Raw genomic sequence first — 18,803 nt, 5'->3', positions numbered from 1 at the left:
AATCAACTCAGTCCCTGACAATCCTTTGTGAAACCGGTGAATTATTGATCATTCCGGTTACGGTATATTTCCCTTTCGGCAATTCGGTAAGATTAAGTCCGTATGAAGTTTTCGTTGGCGACTGCATGACCACCTGCCCGAACTCATCATATATTTTTACGTTCTGTACTTCACCGCCAAAAACGATTTCATTGTTATCTTTCACAAAAGGATTAACGACAAAATTAAATTTTGAATAGTTGAAATCCACATCAGCAAGTGCCTGGGTTCCGGCTGTGGAATTAACGGGATTTACAGGGGCTATGATAAAATCACCAACATTGGTATTGGTTCCGGCTGTATTATCAAGTACCCTTTTGAATGCCGTAGCTGCTGTGGGAGAAAGGCCGGCTGTTGTTCCTGCAAACTGAACAGATGTTCCGTAGGTGACAAAATCTATTACGTTAGCATCATCAGCATTATTAACCTGCAGTGTATTTCCGGCCAGTACCACTTTTCCTGAAGCCATATTAAGATTCAGTCCTGCAGAAGTTGTCTGATTTTGTAAACCGTTAAAATATAAAATGTTACCTGCTATAAAATCAGGAGCCGGAAGGTTAGTTGTTCCTCCTCCACCCGATCCTTCCTGAATGAGATAACTTTGCCCTGAAGACAACGTAATATCCGGCAGCATATGATATGGGTTGAAATTTCCATATGCATCAGCATACTGCAAAGTCGCACCGCGTAAAGAAACCGTTTCAGAACCGGTGTTTTTCAGAATGACATAATCATTTATTAAGGTAGATCCGGCATCACCGCCACCACCGTAGATTTCACTGATGACAATCTGTGCATGAGCCACTGCTGCTATTGAAAGGATACCTATAAGAGTAAATATTTTTTTCATAATGGTTTGTATTTGTATTCATTAAAAATTACAAAAACGATACCACGTTGGCAAAATACCTAAAGCGTATAATTTAAAACCACCTAACTTTCAGGCAAATAAAAACAGCCACTTCAAAGAAATGGCTGTTATGTATGATATTTGAAAACTTAAATTAGTCTTTCAAAATTTTCTGAGAAACAGGTTTGTTGTTTACTACACCGGTTACGATGTAGTTCCCTTTTTGTAATTCAGCAACGTTAAGTGATTCGTTTTCTCTTACGGAAGCTGTTTTTACAATCTGTCCTGTCATGTTATACACTTTTACATCTTTAGCCTCTGCTCCGAAAGTAATTTCGTTGGTTTTAACGAAAGTGTTTTTAACAAAAGTTCCTTTTGCTTTTGATAAATCGGTAACTGCTAAAGATCCTGTAGAATATGTTCTTACCACTACATTATCAACACTGATATTTCCTGTACCTGAAGAAGCACTTCCAGCTTGTCTTATAGCTACAGAAGATAATGCAGTAGGAGCTGCTCCCGTACCTGTAGAGTTAGATAATAATTGCTGAGAATTAATTTGTAATGTTGCAACATTAGTGGAAGCAGCATTATCAATTGTATAAGTAACAGTGATGTTGGCAGCAGTACCATAAGGAATTTCTGCTCCATAAGTTGGAGTAACAGGATTTCCACTATTATTCAACACACCCAATGTATAACCTGTACTGGTTCCTTTAATATATAACCTTGCATAGAAAAAGGTTACAGACGAGCCTGCCGTTGAAGAAAGCATCATAAAATACTCTCCTGCAGTACTAAGACCTGTAGCACTTGCTACGTTAATAGTTGCTGAATAATCAACTTTATTAATTGCTCCGGCAGTAATAGTATAAGGTAAAGAGAAAGCTAAATTAGCATCTTCTGAATTACCTGCCACTAGATTAGCCACAGAACCGTTAGCAGTAAGCTGTCCTGCAGTTCCGCTATGAGATGACCATCCGTTTGAGGTTAATGCTCCATTATAGTTAAAACCTTCAGATACAACAGTAGTCTGAGCCATAAAACTTGCTACTACACCAACGGTAGCAATAAAAGAATAAATCTTCTTCATAATGTAAAAATTTTAATTATTAATAATTTGTAGGGCAAAATTAAGTCATTTTTTCAATACAAGACAATAAAGAGATTAATTTTTTGTTAATAATACTAAAACCCTTTCCGTTAAGTATTTTTAGTTATTTTTACGGATTATTTTAAGAGGCTTGCGAAATTGTATCCTGATATTCGTTTTGTTTTTTATAGGCATCTTTTCAGGTAATGCCCAGGTATTTACGTGGAAAAATCCCAACCTTCCGCAGGACAGCCTTAAGCAGGATACGATTCATCAGGACAGTATTCTCGCCGCCAGGTTTGAGCAGGATATTTTCGCAAAAGACACCCTCGACTTTGTAAAAAACAGCAATAAAATTATTGTTGATGAAGCGGTTCTTGCCAGAAATGATAAAAAAAGATTTTTAGGGGAGCTCAATTCCAAAGGATCAATCATCCGGGGAATTACTTTCGGTAACAACCAGGGGCAGTCGGTACAGAGTTCAATGGATCTGCAGATTTCCGGAAGGCTTTCAAAAGACGTTACCATCCTGGCCAGTATTTCAGACCACAACCTGCCGATCCAGGCAGACGGCTACACCCAGACGCTGGAAGAATTCGACAAAATCTACATGCAGCTTAATATTAAGGATAAATCAATCCTCAGGGCAGGGCATCTGGATCTGATTGAAGCCAAAAACTATTTTGCCAAATACCAGAGGCGGAGCATGGGACTTGAATTCCAGACAGAATTCGGGAAAGAAAACAAGACTTTTGTAGATGTTTCAATGGGTGTGGCGCGAAGTGAATTCCACAGGATCCGTTTCCAGGGCGTGGAAGGCAACCAGGGGCCTTACCGTTTAACGGGTAAAAACGGCGAACAGTTTATCACGCTGATTTCCGGTTCCGAGCAGGTTTTTATTGACGGAATCTTAATGAAACGCGGGGAAAACCAGGATTACATTATTAATTACAATACGGGTGAAGTGACTTTTACCAGTTTCCGCCCGATTTTCCAGCAGAATTTCATTACCATTTCCTATAATTATACCAACAGGAATTACTCCAGATACCTGTTTACCGGAAAACTTGAGCACAAACGGGAAAAACTGAAGCTCGGGCTGAACTGGTTCATGGAAAATGACAATAAAAATGCACCGCTTGCTTTAAACCTCTCGGCGGAAGACCAGCAGATCCTGGCCGAAGCAGGAAACAATCCTAACCTGATGTATGCGCCTTCAGGCGTTATAACGGAATATGATGTTAATAAAATCCTCTACAGGCTCGTGCAGAGTCCGGCCGGGAATTATTACGAATTCTCAACGGATGCTACCCAAACATTATATACCGTTTCCTATACTTATTTCGGAGCGAATCTCGGGGAATACAAAATTACCCAGACTACCAATAACGGACGTGTTTTCGAGTACGTAGGCCCGAATATGGGCGATTACCGGGCGGTAAGAAAACTGCCTTCACCGGAAAAATCCCAGGTTTACTCAATGAATTCCGAGTATCTCCTGAAAGACGGAAAAATCGGGGCTGATATTTCTTTGAGCAATTACGATGTAAACCAGTTTTCATCAAAAGATTCGGACCAGAATATCGGTTATGCCTGGAGGGTTTTCGGAAATAAAACATTTACCAAAAACAACTGGAAAGGAACCCCGAACTTTGAATACCAGTACATTGACAGGCAGTTTCATATCCTGGACAGGATTAATGATGTAGAGTTCTCCAGGGATTTCAACCTGGCCCAGGAATTCAGCGGCAGGACCCAGAACCGTCTTATTTTCAGTTTCCTTAATAAATGGAACAATAAATCAACATTAAACTACAGGATCAATTACCTTGATGAAGAGGATACCTATAAAGGGATTAAAAATGACCTTGATTTCGGATGGATCACTGGTAAGCTGTTCACAAAAGGAAGTTTATCCTACCTGAATACCAATGCCGTCCTTCAGGATACCAAATTCATCAGAGGGGGTGTTTCCACCGAATATACCGGCAAAAAAGGAAGCTGGGCCGTAGGGGGAAGCATGGAGCACAATGAAAAGAAATATAATGACACACAGCTGATGGACGTTACCAGCTTCAGCTGGAAGGAAGTTTTCGTCCAGAAGAAAATCGGCGACAGTACAAGAACCAAACTGCTGGCGAAAGTCTATATGCGGGACAACGACTCCGTCCGCGACAACAGGCTTCAGAGCATGAACAATATCTTAGGTTTTATGGCAGAAAGCCAGCTGATCAAAACTGAAAAAACAACTTTAAACGCACTGCTGCATTACCGGAAATTCTTTTATCAGAATCAGGATGCCGATATGTCCAGGAACAACGACTTTGTGGTCGGAAATATTCTTTACAACCAGCAGCTGTTCAGGAACGGGATGCGTCTGCAGGCTTTTTATGAACTTGGAAACGGGCAGGAAGCACAGCGGGAATTCCAGTATATTAAAGTGACGGACGGACAGGGTATTTACAAATGGACGGATTATAACGGTGACGGCGTTCAGCAGCTTGATGAATTTGAAATTGCGGAATATTCGGATCTGGCACAATACATCAGGGTCTACACCAATTCCGTGAGGTATATCCCTTCCAACAAAAACAAAATCCAGCTCGCATTATTTGTAAACCCTTCCATTGTATTCAATTCTGAAAATAAATTTTTAAAACGCTGGAACTTTAACATCTCGCTCAACTCCCAGAATTCCTTTTATAAAAAAGATAAGGTACTGGTGCTGAACCCTTTTGAAAAAAGTGATGACCAGATTCTTAAAAATCAGAATATCCTGGCATCGGTTCAGTTCAGCCCCACCGATAAATCCGGCTGGAACGGAAACTACCGTTTTATCTCGAATGACAACCTCATCAATGCCAATTTCAGCAATGAAGAGCGCGAGCAGGTATCGCATTTTTTAAATGTCGGCTATTGGTTCAACAAAGAATTCAGGATCGACTGGGAAAATTCAGTACACGATATCCAGAACTCATCCCAATTGTTTGCGACGAGAGATTACCGCCTCAGTAATTTTGAGACCAAGCCAAAAGCCACTTATAAATTCACGGATGCTATCCAGGCTGAACTTTCATCGGCCTTCAGACAGAAAGACCGTGTGGACGGCGAAGAGCTTTTAAAGGCGTTTGATGTTACCGGTACCATCCAGTGGGAACGCAGGAAAACATCAATCAGAGGGAATTTTTCATTCATCAATAATAATTTCAACGGCAATAATTTCAGTATTGTAGGAAACCAGATGCTGGACGGACTGAAGCCTGGGAAAAATCAGGTATGGAGTGTTTTTATGCAGCAGGCCATTAATTCTTTCCTGCAGCTGAACTTAAATTACGAGGGAAGAAATTCCGGAGAACGCACCATCCATATCGGGAGCATGCAGGTGAAAGCAAGCTTCTAGTAATAATTCAGACTATAAATTTTCACCTTCAGACTCATCCATCACATTAATAGATATTATCATATCCTCAAAGTTTAGAATTTTGTAAATTTGCACCATGATAAAAATTGGCAATATAGAACTGCCGGAATTTCCGCTTTTACTGGCACCGATGGAAGATGTAAGTGATCCGCCGTTCAGGAGATTGTGCAAAATGCATGGCGCAGATATGATGTATTCGGAGTTTATCTCTTCGGAAGGCCTGATTCGTGATGCCATGAAAAGCAGGAAAAAACTTGATATTTTTGATTATGAAAGACCTGTAGGGATCCAGATTTTCGGAGGTGACGAAGAAGCCATGGCCATGTCCGCAAGAATTGTGGAAACCGTGAATCCTGATCTTGTTGATATCAACTTCGGATGCCCTGTAAAAAAAGTAGTCTGCAAAGGCGCCGGCGCCGGAGTCCTGAAAGATATTGATTTGATGGTCCGTTTAACAAAAGCTGTGGTAAGCTCGACAAGCCTGCCGGTAACCGTAAAGACCCGTTTAGGCTGGGACAGCACTTCAATAAATATCGATGAGGTGGCGGAACGGCTCCAGGAAACAGGAATCAAAGCACTGACGATTCATGCAAGAACCCGTGCACAGATGTACAAAGGGGAAGCCGACTGGGAACATATTTCAAGAATTAAACAGAACCCGAATATTGAAATTCCTATTTTCGGAAACGGTGATATTGATTCTCCTGAGAAAGCACTGGAATACAAACAGAAATACGCCTGCGACGGTATCATGATCGGGCGTGCTGCCATCGGTTATCCATGGATTTTTAACGAGATCAAACATTTCTTTAAAACAGGCGAACACTTGCCTGCGCCAAAAATTGAAGACCGCTTGCTGGCTGTACGGCAACATGCAGAATGGAGCGCGGAATGGAAAGGTGAAAAATTAGGCTTGATTGAAATGAGGCAGCATTACAGCAATTATTTCCGCGGGGTACCGCACTTTAAAGATTTCAGGAAAAAGTTCCTGGAGGTTTTTACTTTAGAGGAAATGGATGCTCTGATCAATGAAACCCAGGCATTTTATTCAGATTATTTAGCGCAGCAACAGGCATAAAAAACAAAACCATCAAGTAACTGATGGTTTTATTTTTTTATTTTAATATCCTTCTGATGCTGACTCGTCTTTTATGAGCGCCAGCGCTGAGGAAGTCCCTATCCTTTTTACGCCCATACTGATCATTTTTTCTGCATCTTCGGGCGTCCTTACGCCGCCTGCCGCTTTTACGGAAAGTTTTCCGGCATGATCAAGCATGATTTTCACACCCTCAAATGTTGCTCCGTTAGGTTTTCCTCCTTCCGTCTGATAAAATCCTGTAGACGACTTGACAAATATTTTAGGCAGATCAGCTTCGGAGAAATTTTCTTCTGCCCAATCTGAAATATTTTGGGTGAGGTCGGCAATCTGTTCATCCGTAAGCGCTGCGATCTCAATGATCCATTTGGCCACTTTATGATGCTGTACACACAGCTGGGTACATTTTATAAATTCTTCTTTTACCGTATGCAGGTCTCCGTTAAGATAAGCCGGATAGTTGATCACAAAGTCCAGTTCATCTGCTCCGTCGGCAATGGCTTTGGAAGCTTCTGCTGATTTTTCCTCTGAGGAATAGGTGCCTTCATGAAAGCCGATTACCGTTCCTACGATAACATCAGCTCGTTTTTCACGGATATATTCTTTGATTTCAGCCACATAATCCGGACGGATCATCACAGCAAGAATTCCGTGATCAATAGTTTCCTGCGCTAATTCTTTATCCTTCTGTAGTGTTTCCTGATCTGAAAGCCCTGACTGCTGAGGTGTTTTCAAATAGGTTGAATCTAAATACTGAGCAATGTTCATACGGTTTGTTATACTTTCAGTTGTCTGTAAATTCCCTGTTCCAAAGATATGAAAGTTTCTGTTCTTGTCACGCCTTTCAGCTTCTGAAGTTTACTCAGGATCTGCATCAGGTGGTCATTGTCTTTACAGAGTACTTTTAAGAAAATAGTATAATTTCCTGTGGTATAGTGGGCTTCCACCACTTCATTGATATCTTTTAGAGATTTTACCATATCCGGGTAATGACTTGGCTTATCAAGGAATACACCTATGTAAGAAATAACTTTATACCCGATTTTTTTAGGGTTCAGAAATGAAATTGAGTTTTCAATGACGCCTGCCTGTTCAAGCTTCTTAATCCTCTGATGCACTGCAGTGGTTGATATGCCGATATTTTTAGATATATGGGCTAATGATGTTTTGGCATTATCCATCAGCATGTAAATAATCTCTTTGTCAATAGAGTCTAACTGATAGCTTGTGTCATCTGAATTTTTCATACTTTATTTATGTTTTTTTTGCATTTATTATAAGTTTCTGAGTCTCACAAAAACCGGAAAATGATCACTGTATCCTCCCAGGTACCGTGTGCCTGAATACGTACGGAAGGGCCGGCCTTCAAATTTCCTGTCTCTGCTGCTGATTTTTCCGGAACTGAATACTTCAGCATCCTGAAAAGAAAGTGTACTGCCTTTATTGAAAAATGATTCTGACAATATAATCTGGTCAAAAAGCAGTCCGGACCTGTAATGAAAAGCAGAATATCTTTTTTCCGAGAACAGCTGCTGAAAGGGATTTTCCAACACCTTGTTATTCAGGTCATCATAGAGTATTCTCTTTAAATTCTCATCATCCGGGTTCTCATTAAAATCACCACACAGAATTACGTTTTTTTCATCATTGTTCATGATATTCAGAATCTTTTTCCGCAGTTCAGTAAGTATAAAAGCTCTTTTCGGGCCATTAATATCTTTTTCACGCTGAGAAGGAAGATGCGCAATAAAAATATCAATTTCCTCTTGTTTATATTTTACCCTTGAGTAAAGTACATCTCTGGTGGTTTCATAGTTTTGTATGCCTTTGCCTTCAGCTTCAAATAGAAAGGTAATGGCTTCTGAATGGATGATCTCAATTTTATTCCTGTCATACAGCAATGCTACGTCCACCTTTCTTTCATCTTTGGAATTGTAATGTACAATTCCGTATTCAGCATTGAAGGGTTCTTTCTGTACAAGGTCTTCCAATACCTTCCTTCCGGAAACTTCGGACAGTCCTATCATAAATGGCAGCATCCCATTATCCTCCTTTATCAACTGAAAAACGTGTGCTATTCTGAAGAGTTTATTCTGATATTTTCTCTCATCCCAGTTTCTCAGGCCCGAATTGGTCGGGTCTGATTTATGTTTCGGTTTGTGATCTGGTAAAAATAAATTTTCAACGTTGTAAAAACTGAGCAGCTCCATCAACACGCTTTGCTAAAATTCATTAAAAACTATCATTTAATTCAGGATGTAAATTTATTATTTTATTTTGTACCCGATTCATATTTTCATAAAATTTTCAGGTTAATTTTACATTTAAAACAATCGATTTAACAGAATATTTTGAATCAGATCAATTATAAACGATTAACTTTTTTCATTTTCGTAAAATAACAGAATTTGAAATAAAAATAATCAGCAATACATACATCCGTTTTACAGAAATAACATATTTAAATCTAATCTTTTTATAGGATATTTTTAAGGATAATTTAAACCTGAAAAATTATTATTCCGTTTTTGGCTTATCACTGCAGATAAGTCCTTAAACAGGCAAAATAAAATTATAACCTGTCATTTTTCACAGAAGATCAGGACGCTTTTCCTGGGTAATCCTCACCGCTTCGTCATGGCGCCATTCTTCTATCTTAGGGAAATTTCCGCTTAACAGAATTTTAGGGACTTCCAACCCTTTGTATACTTCAGGCCTGGTAAAAATCGGTGGTGAAAGAAGGTCATCCTGGAAACTGTCTGTTAAAGCACTCTGTTCATCATTCAGTACGCCGGGAAGCAGCCGGATGACAGAATCTGCCAGAACGCATGCCGCCAGTTCGCCTCCGGTAAGAACATAATCCCCGATAGAAATTTCCCTGGTAATATGCAGGTCCCTCACACGCTGGTCAATACCTTTATAATGTCCGCACAGAAAGATCAGGTTATTTTTGATCGAAAGGGTGTTGGCTATTTTTTGATTTAAGGTTACACCGTCCGGTGTCAGATAAATAATCTCGTCATATTCCCTCTGGGACTTCAGTTCGGTAATGCATTTATCTATAGGCTCCACCATCATCACCATTCCGGCTCCGCCGCCGTAAGGCTCATCATCAATCTGCCTGTGTTTGTTGACGGCCCAATCCCTCAGCTGGTGAAAATGCACTTCTGCCAGTCCTTTATCCATGGCTCTTTTTAAAATGGAGGTCCTGAACGGGCTCTCCATCAGTTCGGGAAGTACACTTATAATATCAATTCTCATTGTAATGTTTCGTTTTTCTTATTAGGCAAAATAATTAATCGCAGCGAGGAATCCTTGTTGAAATAGCTCCACATCCAGTTAAAGAACACCGCCAGCTTATTTCTTACACTCAGGATCAGCATTAAGTGCAGGAACATCCAGAAATACCAGGCAAAAAGCCCCTGGAATTTAATAAACGGTAAATCTACCACGGCCCTGTGCTTACCGATGGTTGCCAGGGAACCCCGGTCTTCATATTCATATTCTTCCCAGCTGTCGCTGCTTTTCTTTAAAATATTCTTACCTAAATTTTTCGCCTGGTTGATGGCTACGTTGGCTACCTGCGGATGCCCCTGCGGATATTTAGGCGTTTCCATATAGGCAATATCCCCGATGGCAAAAACATTGTCATAGCCTTTTATTTTATTATAACGGTCTGTTATATATCGGTTCCTGATCAGTTTTTCCTGAGGAAATCCCTCAACCACATTGCCTGTTACTCCGGCTGCCCAGATTACATTATTGGAAGGGATGGTTTTTCCGCTCTTCATAAACACTTTATCCCCGTCATAATCCGTTACGTATTCCTGACTGAGGAAAGTAACACCTAGATCTTTCAGGTACTGTTCAGATTTTTCCTGAGATTCCTTACTCATCACAGCCAACGGCTTTTCCGTAGAGCTTATGAGAATAATCTGAAGATGGTCAAAATTCATGTAAGGATAATCCCTGGGAAGGATTTCTTTTTTCATTTCAGAAAAAGCCCCGGCCAGCTCCACGCCTGTCGGCCCGCTTCCTACGATGACGATATTCCAGTTGCCGTCGTCACTTCTGCTTTTCTCAATAATGAGCTTTTCAAAGGTCATGAGGACATGGTTCCTTATACTGATGGCTTCCTGTGTATTTTTCATCCCGAACGCACGGCCTTCCATATCTTTGTTACCAAAGAAATTGGTTTTGCAACCCGTGGCAATTATCAGCTTGTCATAACTAAAGTCCGCCTCGTCCGTAATTACTTTATTATTGGCCGTATCAATGGACCTCACTTCCGTAAGGCGGAACTGGGTATTCCTGGAACGCTGAAAAATTTTCCTGAACGGGAAAGAAATATTGGAAGGCTCAATCCTTCCGCACGCTACCTGATAGAAAAGAGGCTGAAACATGTGATGGTTTACCCGGTCTAAAACAAGTACCTTTTTGTTTTTATTATTCAGTGATTTCGCAAGCTGCAGCCCCGCAAAACCTCCTCCTATAATGATGATCTTTTCGCGTGTTTCCATAGTACACAAATTTACTGATTTATTTTAGCATTTAGCAGTGAAAAAAGTTAGTTTTGCAAAACTTTATGCCGCAGAAAAAGTACAGCAGAAAAACCGCCAGAAAGATTCATCAGAACCGCCGGAAAACTTACTTTTTCCGACGCAGGGTGGTACTGGCCGTTCTGATTATTGCGCTAATCGGTACCGGTTTATACCTGAAGCAGTCCGTAAGCTACTATTACGCACTGTACTTTAATACATTCACCCACAAAAAACTCCACAACAGCGAGAATGAAGCCCTGAGGATTCAGAAAATCCTTTCGGATAACCTCGATAAAACATATGGCTTTGATATTTCCCACTATCAGAATACGGAAGACATCAGCTGGGACAGCCTGAGCATCGGGAACAGAACCATTCCCCTGGAATTTGTAATGATGCGTGCCACAATGGGAAACCGGAATGCCGACAAAAATTTCAGCGAATTCTGGGAACAGGCGAAAAAGCATGAGCTGATCCGCGGAGCCTATCATTTCTACCGGGCTGACGAAGACCCTGTTATCCAGGCGAACAACTTTCTGGAAAATGTAAAGCTGGAAAGCGGAGACCTGCCTCCGATTCTGGATATTGAAAAGATCCCGAAACGGAAAACCAATCAGAAATTAATTGAAGACCTGAAAATCTGGTGCCGGATTATAGAAGAAACGTACGGCAAAAAGCCGATTATTTACACCTACTATCATTATTACAAAGATTTCCTGAAAGGCGAATTTGATGATTACCCGCTCTGGCTGGCCAATTACAATGATGTACCGGCCCCTTCCCCTGAGGGCAGCTGGAACTTCTGGCAGTTTACAGAAAACGGAATTATCCACGGAATCAACACCAAAGTAGATCTGGATGTCTATAACGGAAGCGCATGGTCTTTACACAGGCTCACGCTGGATTAACAGTCATTCAGAAAAAATTGTACCGTAAGTTAATTTATTTAAAAGGCTTTCTCTGTATCCACTCTGTTTTAGGAGAAATAGAAGAAAATATATTCTTCATAAAATAATTGATCAGGGGATTGCGGTGTTTGATCAGGCCGAAAATTTCAGTAGGCTCTGCCCCGATGGTCGATTTGATTTCCAAAGCGGTCCTTCCGAAAATTATTCTTGAAAACCGGTTGCTGATGCCGAATTCCACCATATCCAGAAGCATATTCAGATACAGCTGCTTTTCTTTCTGGCTGTTTTTATCATAACCTAAAAAATAGGTGTCGATATCGTTATTATTTAAAATCAGTGTATAAAAACCAATAAGTTTCTCACCTGAAAAATATCCGAAGAACCTGAATTTATCCTTCATGTGTTCTTTCATGCTTTCAAAATGGCCTTTTCCCAGAAAAAACGTGTTGAAGGAAGCATTCTCAGCAACATTCTGATACAGGAGGTGTATTTCTTTCCGGTGAGCGTGTATCTGGTTAAGCGTTAATTCCTTTTTTTCAATACCGGACAGTTTTTTCCTCGCAGATTTGGCTCTGGTTCTGTACTTTGCAGAAAAACTGTTTATATAATCTTCAAAACTTTCCCAGTTCTCTTTAAGTTTAAGCATCATATTCGGCTGCACCGAAAACCTGAGGTATTTTTTATAATCCCTGCCCTGGAAATACGTTACAAAATTCGGCTGATAATCTTTATAGGTAATAATGGAAGTCTTCCGGATTTCCTTCTGCATTTTCAGTACGGCCTCATGCAGGAGCGGCATAATTTCTTCTACGGTCATTACGGAAGTATCGAAATAAAACCCGTTCTGCCCTGTCAGCATGTTATTCCCCAAAATCATTAAATCTTTGCTGAGCCGGCCGGCAAAAAAATTCCTGATGTTGTATAAAGCTTCATTTTTCTGAAAAGTCTGATGCCTGATAAAATCCAGGTATTGAAATAAAGCTCCGCCCACAAGCTGCCCGTCCCGGAAAAAACCCATGAAATAACATTCCATATTTTCAGGGCTGGAAGCGTTCAGAACTTTAAAGTATTCTCCGGAAAGCATAATGTTATGGTTTCCTATCACAGAATTCCAGTTTTCCGGCAGCCCAGAAGATGCGCGGTATATTTGTAAATGATATGACATAAAAGGTATGCAAAAATAGCTTTATCTCCCGGATCTTTAAAATTATTTAACATACCGCATGATACAATGGAAATCTTAAGATTTTTTCTTGCTACATTTTCGTACTTTTGCAGCTCAGTTTAAGTTTTAAATCAATCATTCAATTTCAATGAATTACGTTTCCGCAGAAAATCTTACCAAATCTTACGGCATTAAAGTTTTGTTTAAAAATATTTCCTTCCATGTGAATGAAGGAGACAAAATTGCCATCGTTGCCAAAAACGGGAGCGGAAAATCCACGCTCCTGAAAATTTTAATGGGGAAGGAAATTGCAGACAGCGGAACCGTAACCATCAATAAAGATATTCAGGTGGTTTTATTCGATCAGGAAATTGATTTTGAATCTGACCTGACCATTGAAGAATTTATGATGACTTTAGATTCCGCACCGATCAGGGCACTGAAGAATTATCATAAATCCCTGTTGTCAGACGATCATGATTTTATGGAACAGGCTCTGGCTGAAATGGAACTTCATAAAGCATGGGATCTTGAAAACGAGATGACCCAGATCCTCTCTCAACTGAAAATTACAGATCTTGATGCAAAAATGGGAATGCTTTCCGGCGGACAGATCAAGCGTGTTGCCCTGGCAAAACTTCTAACCGAAACAAGAGCGGAACACCGCCATACCCTTCTCATCATGGATGAGCCTACCAACCACTTGGATGTGGAAATGGTAGAATGGCTTGAAAATTATCTGAATAAGGCTAAAATCACACTTCTTCTTGTAACGCACGACCGTTATTTCCTGGATGCAGTCTGTGGAATTATCTGGGAGATGGAAGATCAGAACCTGTATTTTCATAACGGATCTTATGCAACGTATCTTGAAAACAAGATGATTCGTGAAGACAATATGAATTCGACCATCGATAAAGCCAACAATCTGTATAGAAAGGAACTGGAATGGATGCGGAGACAACCCAAAGCGAGAACCACAAAATCAAAATCCAGGCAAGAGGACTTTTATGAAACTGAAAAAATAGCCAAAACCGATACCCGTAAAGAATCTCTTGAGCTTGATTTTGAAATGAAGAGACTGGGCAACAAAATTCTTGAGCTGAAAGACATTTCTAAAAGTTACGGAGATAAATTGTTGCTGAAAGATTTCAGTTATTCATTTCAGCGGGGCGAGAAAGTAGGCATTGTAGGAAAAAACGGAGCAGGAAAATCTACGTTGCTGAATATCATTCAGGGATTTGAACCGAAAGATTCCGGGGAAATTGAAACGGGAGAAACCATCAAATTCGGATATTTTTCTCAGAAAGGGCTTAAATATAAGGAAGACGAAAGGGTAATTGATTTCATCAGAGAGATTTCTGAAAACTTCCCTCTGGCCAACGGCAGAACCATTTCTGCATCACAGTTTTTAAGGTTATTCTTATTTGACGACCAAACGCAGTACTCCCCGATCTCCAAACTTTCGGGTGGTGAAAAAAGAAGGCTGCACCTGATGTACATCTTATATCAGAATCCAAACTTCTTGATTTTTGATGAGCCTACAAATGATCTGGATCTTCCGACATTGACGGTTCTGGAAAATTTCTTGCTGAACTTTCAGGGGAGTCTGATCATCGTATCCCACGACAGGTATTTTATGGACCGGATTGTTGATCATATTCTGGCATTTGAGGGTGAAGGGAAAATTAAAGATTTTGTGGGGAATTTTTCGGAATACCGGGAAAACTTAAAGCTGGAAGAAAAGAACCCAAAACCTGCAGCCGTGCAAAAAACCGAAACGCCTGCTGCTGTTACTGCTGCGCCCACCGTAAAGCTACAGGATCCAAAGAAAAAGCTTTCTTTCAAAGAACAGCGTGAACTGGAAACGATTGAAAAAGAGATTCCTAAATTTGAAGAAAAAAGAGCAGCCCTATTAGAGCAGCTGAACAATGAAACTGAGTACGATAAAATTTCAAAACTTTCTGCAGAACTTGAAGCGCTTTCCGGAACATTGGAAAACCATGAACTGAGATGGCTGGAGCTGCAGGAACTTATGGGATAAAAAGTTATAAATTATGAGTTATATGTTATGGGTCACTGAACGTATAACTCATAACATATAACTCTAAACTCACAACTCATATCATAGTTCAGGAAACTCAATAATCCTGCCCTGTCTGGAACTTTCCACGGCTGCATCGATAATCCTCATATTTTTGATGATTTCTTCTGCGGGAGAAGGCAGCGCATAACCGAAGACCATAAATTCGTACACCTGTTGGTAATAGTTCATATAATTTCCGGGCTCGCTGGAAGTAAGTATCCGTTCTGTCTCTTTCTGATTGTTTAAAAAGTTAAGAACCCCATCCGTCTCTTTCAAAGGCAGCGTCCAGTCCTGCCCATATACCGGCACTGTTCCGGAAGCCAGTTCATTCTCCTGATTATCCGTCCTTTCCTGCAGGAAACTTCCTTTTTTCCCGTGAAAAGCATACGCGTAATGTGCCTCTTTGGTGAAAACAGACGACTTTAACCGTACCCTGAGACTGTTGGGATAGTATAAAATAATTTCAAAATAATCATTGGCAAATTCCTGCCCTTTCATGGAAAACACATCGGCAAAAATTTTTTCCGGAAACCCGAAGTACTGTACTGCCTGGTCCACCAGATGTGAACCCAGGTCATGCAAAGACCCTGATCCTGCAGCCTCAGGATTTTCTTTATGCTCTTTTCCACTGGGCTCCGTCCGGAACCTGTCAAAACGGATTTCCGCCTCCTTAAGATTCCCCAGATTGCCTTCGCTTATGATTTTCTGTACCTGCAGATAATCACGGTCAAATCTCCTGTTCTGGTAAACGCTGAGAAACAGCCCTTTTTCTTCGGCAAGCCTTACCAGTTCTTCCGCTTCGGATACATCAACGGTAAAAGGTTTTTCAACAATCACATTCTTCCCGGATTCAAGTGCCATTTTGGTATACTGGAAATGGGTCTGAACCGGAGTATTAACGACGACCAGATCCAGATCTGCATTTTCCAGCATTTCTTCTACCGAACGGTAAATGACAGCATCGGGATATTTTTCTTCAGACTCTTCCCTGCTTCTTTCTACAATGGATGATAAAAAAAATCCCGGATGTTCTTTTAAGAAAGGCGCATGAAAAATCTTTCCGCTCATGCCAAAGGCGCAAAGCCCTGTTTTGATCAGTTGCATACAATTATTTTTAACAAAGTTATTGATAAAAGCCTGCAATTCACTGACCAAAGACAACGTAAAATTTCACAACAGATGATAAATATCACTTATTAATTTTTATTAGTTCTAAATAATAATATACTTTTGCACTTTATTTAAAACCACTCTAAATAACATAACATACACGAATGAAAAAAAAGCTAGTAGCCTTAGGGGTATTATTCACAGCAGTATCCGTAGGTGCACAGATGAAAAATAATGATTCTGATACCATTAAGATCCAGACGATTGAAGACGTCAACCTTCACAAAACCGGAAACCCGAACAAGGCAAAGCCGCTATCAACAAAATCCAACCTTACGGTTATGGAAACTCCGCAGCCTATTGCGATTGTTACCCATGAAATTATCGAGCAGCAGCAGGCCAAGCAGCTGAGTGATGTTCTGCAGAATGTGAATGGTATCTATGTTACTTCCTCAAGGGGGAATTCCCAGGACAGCTTTGGAGGGCGTGGTTTTATTTTAGGAAATGATAATATTTTTAAAAACGGATCGAGAGTTAACAGCGGTGTTTTTCCGGAAATAAGCGGACTAGAGAGAGTGGAAGTCCTGAAAGGCGCCAATGCCATGCTTTACGGAAATACTGCGGCAGGAGGCGTGATTAATATGATTACCAAAAAGCCCCGTTTTAACTTCGGAGGAAGCGTGGGAATGAATGCAGGCAGCTGGAATTCATACAAACCGACAGTGGATTTTTACGGTCCGTTATCTAAAAATGTAGCATTCAGGGTAAACGGTACTTATGAATATGCGGAGAGCTTCAGAGATGTGGTACAGTCTGAAAAATATTACTTCAACCCATCGTTTGTATTTAATTTAGGTCCGAAATCTCAATTGATCGTAGAGGCAGACTACCTTAAAAACAATTTTACCCCGGACTTCGGAATCGGAGCCATTACAAAACAGGACGGCCTGACTTACGAACTGAACAACCTTCTTCCGAGAAATGCATATTTAGGCACAGACTGGCAGTTCCAGGATGTGGAACAGGTAACTACAAATGTTACGTTTAATCATCAGATTAATGATAAATGGACCCTGAATGCCACCGCATCTTATCAGAACTACACAAAGGATTATTTTTCTACAGAGCGTGTACAGTGGGGATATGACAAAAAGTTCCCTACCCGTCTTTCCTGGAACAGGCCATTAAACAGAACCTATAACGAGCAGAACTATACTTCGGCACAGGTGAACCTTAACGGAGAGTTCAATACAGGAAAAATCAACCATAAAGTATTAATCGGTACCGATGCTGATTACGGTGTGGCCGACGGTTATACCTATTATAACCCTGCTGACAATAAAGCCTACGGTAACTCCTATTTCTACGGAACGAACGGAGGTGCGGGACTGTTATATCTGGATGACCCTTCTACATGGATTGGCGGAGCGATGCCTGATGCGGAAAGACTGGAAAAAAACCGTATCAATACAAGAAGAATCGGAGTGTATGCCCAGGATTTCATAAGCCTTACCAAAGAATTCAAAGTAATTGCCGGCCTGCGTTGGTCATATATCGAAAATATGCCGACCATCAGGACTACTTTTAAAAGTTCTGCAGGAGGAAAAGTTAATCCTAATTCTGCAGTCGATAAAAGACTGGTAGATAATTCTTCTTCATCAGATCAGGCCATCTCACCAAAAGTAGGACTGATGTATATGCCTAATGATAACTTCTCTGCCTTTGCAACCTATACCAACTCCTTTGTTGCGAATGTAGGAAGATTAAGAGGCAGCGATGAAGCCCTGACCCCTACAAATATTGACCAGTATGAGGTGGGCGTAAAGAAAAACCTTTGGAATAATGCTTTGGCCATCAACGTAACAGCGTATCAGATCCTTTACAGGAATTACTACCAGAATGCTTTGGATGACAAAGGAAACACTATAGATGCTACCGGCCTGACCAAAGATTTTGCCGGAAAAATGAGGAGCCGCGGAGTAGAGCTTGATATTACAGGAAACCCGACGGAAAATTTATCGATTATCGGAGGTTTCTCCTATAATAATTCTGTCTATCTGGATACTCCTGAAACCTTCGGGTATGTAGAGGAACAGAGACTGGTAAGAACACCTGCCACCACGGCGAATGCATCGGTATTCTACAAATTTACCAAATATGTTCCCGGATTAAAGATCGGAGCCGGAGCTTATTACATCGGGAACAGATTAGCCGGATGGAATGATACCAAAACGGGAGCCAACAGCTTACAGGCCAGAAAAGGGGTAAGCAGGATTTTTGAACTGGAAGACTACACTACTGTTACACTATCAGTAGGTTACGAATGGAAAAAATTCATGATCCAGGGAAGAATCGGAAATTTATTTGATACTGAAAACTACAATGTTCATGAAAATTATTCCGTAAACCCGATTACACCGAGAAACTATTATGTTACGCTGACTTACAAGCTGTAAAAAAATTAATATCAAAAATTTCTTTAATCAAAGTGGGA

14 protein-coding genes are annotated in these 18,803 nt (G+C 40.6%); 5 read left to right on the top strand and 9 right to left on the bottom strand.

What is annotated here, in order from left to right:
• Positions 1–7 precede the first annotated feature (7 nt).
• Together ASE55_RS05430 and ASE55_RS05425 are read right to left on the bottom strand one after the other, a co-directional pair.
• Positions 8–889 carry a lamin tail domain-containing protein gene (locus ASE55_RS05430; protein ID WP_056216401.1) on the bottom strand — a complete coding sequence of 294 codons (882 nt, stop codon included), beginning with the start codon at positions 887–889 and terminating at the stop codon, positions 8–10.
• A gap of 154 nt (positions 890–1,043) precedes the next feature.
• Complete coding sequence (locus ASE55_RS05425) at positions 1,044–1,982, bottom strand: T9SS type A sorting domain-containing protein (protein WP_056216399.1); 939 nt, start codon at positions 1,980–1,982, stop codon at positions 1,044–1,046.
• A gap of 187 nt (positions 1,983–2,169) precedes the next feature.
• On the opposite strand from ASE55_RS05425, the gene ASE55_RS05420 reads away from it, so the two are divergent.
• Both ASE55_RS05420 and dusB read left to right on the top strand, forming a co-directional pair.
• A complete protein-coding gene (locus tag ASE55_RS05420) occupies positions 2,170–5,382 on the top strand; it encodes a hypothetical protein (RefSeq protein ID WP_056216427.1) in 3,213 nt (1,070 codons plus the stop codon).
• A gap of 97 nt (positions 5,383–5,479) precedes the next feature.
• Positions 5,480–6,481, top strand: coding sequence for a tRNA dihydrouridine synthase DusB (gene dusB / locus ASE55_RS05415; protein WP_056216397.1), 1,002 nt, complete (start codon positions 5,480–5,482; stop codon positions 6,479–6,481).
• 42 nt (positions 6,482–6,523) lie between these two features.
• On the opposite strand, the gene deoC is transcribed toward dusB, so the two are convergent.
• From deoC to ASE55_RS05390, 5 genes are all read right to left on the bottom strand, one after another.
• Positions 6,524–7,267 carry a deoxyribose-phosphate aldolase gene (deoC, locus tag ASE55_RS05410; RefSeq protein WP_056216396.1) on the bottom strand — a complete coding sequence of 248 codons (744 nt, stop codon included), beginning with the start codon at positions 7,265–7,267 and terminating at the stop codon, positions 6,524–6,526.
• 8 nt (positions 7,268–7,275) lie between these two features.
• On the bottom strand, positions 7,276–7,746 hold the full coding sequence (locus ASE55_RS05405; RefSeq protein WP_027387909.1) for an Lrp/AsnC ligand binding domain-containing protein: 471 nt from the start codon (positions 7,744–7,746) through the stop codon (positions 7,276–7,278).
• Between the two features lie 27 nt (positions 7,747–7,773).
• A complete protein-coding gene (locus ASE55_RS05400) occupies positions 7,774–8,709 on the bottom strand; it encodes an endonuclease (RefSeq protein ID WP_056216394.1) in 936 nt (311 codons plus the stop codon).
• Between the two features lie 379 nt (positions 8,710–9,088).
• Positions 9,089–9,760, bottom strand: coding sequence for a tRNA (guanosine(37)-N1)-methyltransferase TrmD (gene trmD / locus ASE55_RS05395; RefSeq protein WP_056216392.1), 672 nt, complete (start codon positions 9,758–9,760; stop codon positions 9,089–9,091).
• A complete protein-coding gene (locus ASE55_RS05390) occupies positions 9,757–11,019 on the bottom strand; it encodes an NAD(P)/FAD-dependent oxidoreductase (RefSeq protein WP_056216390.1) in 1,263 nt (420 codons plus the stop codon). Before ASE55_RS05390 ends, trmD begins: the two co-directional genes overlap by 4 nt.
• Positions 11,020–11,084: 65 nt before the next feature.
• Here ASE55_RS05390 and ASE55_RS05385 point away from each other — a divergent pair, with 65 nt between their 5' ends.
• Positions 11,085–11,948 (top strand): glycoside hydrolase family 25 protein, encoded by an 864-nt coding sequence (locus tag ASE55_RS05385; protein WP_056216388.1) that lies wholly within the window; start codon positions 11,085–11,087, stop codon positions 11,946–11,948.
• Between the two features lie 34 nt (positions 11,949–11,982).
• On the opposite strand, the gene ASE55_RS05380 is transcribed toward ASE55_RS05385, so the two are convergent.
• A complete protein-coding gene (locus ASE55_RS05380) occupies positions 11,983–13,053 on the bottom strand; it encodes a peptidogalycan biosysnthesis protein (RefSeq protein WP_185116278.1) in 1,071 nt (356 codons plus the stop codon).
• 208 nt (positions 13,054–13,261) lie between these two features.
• Here ASE55_RS05380 and ASE55_RS05375 point away from each other — a divergent pair, with 208 nt between their 5' ends.
• On the top strand, positions 13,262–15,157 hold the full coding sequence (locus ASE55_RS05375; protein WP_056216384.1) for an ABC-F family ATP-binding cassette domain-containing protein: 1,896 nt from the start codon (positions 13,262–13,264) through the stop codon (positions 15,155–15,157).
• Positions 15,158–15,238: 81 nt separating this feature from the next.
• On the opposite strand, the gene ASE55_RS05370 is transcribed toward ASE55_RS05375, so the two are convergent.
• Complete coding sequence (locus ASE55_RS05370; protein WP_056216382.1) at positions 15,239–16,303, bottom strand: Gfo/Idh/MocA family oxidoreductase; 1,065 nt, start codon at positions 16,301–16,303, stop codon at positions 15,239–15,241.
• A gap of 170 nt (positions 16,304–16,473) precedes the next feature.
• Between ASE55_RS05370 and ASE55_RS05365 the strand changes: the two genes are divergently transcribed.
• Positions 16,474–18,765 (top strand): TonB-dependent siderophore receptor, encoded by a 2,292-nt coding sequence (locus tag ASE55_RS05365; RefSeq protein WP_056216380.1) that lies wholly within the window; start codon positions 16,474–16,476, stop codon positions 18,763–18,765.
• The last annotated feature ends 38 nt before the right edge of the window (positions 18,766–18,803 follow it).

The sequence above is a fragment of the Chryseobacterium sp. Leaf201 genome (assembly GCF_001421435.1).
Lineage (GTDB): Bacteria > Bacteroidota > Bacteroidia > Flavobacteriales > Weeksellaceae > Chryseobacterium.
This window is presented reverse-complemented; position numbering and strand designations above follow the sequence as displayed.

What these genes read in the sequence shown, in the direction of transcription:
- ASE55_RS05430 (WP_056216401.1), bottom strand. Translation starts at nt 889, where the DNA reads ATGAAAAAAATATTTACTCTTATAGGTATCCTTTCAATAGCAGCAGTG.
- ASE55_RS05390 (WP_056216390.1), bottom strand. Translation starts at nt 11,019, where the DNA reads ATGGAAACACGCGAAAAGATCATCATTATAGGAGGAGGTTTTGCGGGG.
- ASE55_RS05365 (WP_056216380.1), top strand. Translation starts at nt 16,474, where the DNA reads ATGAAAAAAAAGCTAGTAGCCTTAGGGGTATTATTCACAGCAGTATCC.
- ASE55_RS05370 (WP_056216382.1), bottom strand. Translation starts at nt 16,303, where the DNA reads ATGCAACTGATCAAAACAGGGCTTTGCGCCTTTGGCATGAGCGGAAAG.
- dusB (WP_056216397.1), top strand. Translation starts at nt 5,480, where the DNA reads ATGATAAAAATTGGCAATATAGAACTGCCGGAATTTCCGCTTTTACTG.
- ASE55_RS05385 (WP_056216388.1), top strand. Translation starts at nt 11,085, where the DNA reads ATGCCGCAGAAAAAGTACAGCAGAAAAACCGCCAGAAAGATTCATCAG.
- ASE55_RS05425 (WP_056216399.1), bottom strand. Translation starts at nt 1,982, where the DNA reads ATGAAGAAGATTTATTCTTTTATTGCTACCGTTGGTGTAGTAGCAAGT.
- trmD (WP_056216392.1), bottom strand. Translation starts at nt 9,760, where the DNA reads ATGAGAATTGATATTATAAGTGTACTTCCCGAACTGATGGAGAGCCCG.
- ASE55_RS05400 (WP_056216394.1), bottom strand. Translation starts at nt 8,709, where the DNA reads ATGGAGCTGCTCAGTTTTTACAACGTTGAAAATTTATTTTTACCAGAT.
- ASE55_RS05405 (WP_027387909.1), bottom strand. Translation starts at nt 7,746, where the DNA reads ATGAAAAATTCAGATGACACAAGCTATCAGTTAGACTCTATTGACAAA.
- ASE55_RS05375 (WP_056216384.1), top strand. Translation starts at nt 13,262, where the DNA reads ATGAATTACGTTTCCGCAGAAAATCTTACCAAATCTTACGGCATTAAA.
- deoC (WP_056216396.1), bottom strand. Translation starts at nt 7,267, where the DNA reads ATGAACATTGCTCAGTATTTAGATTCAACCTATTTGAAAACACCTCAG.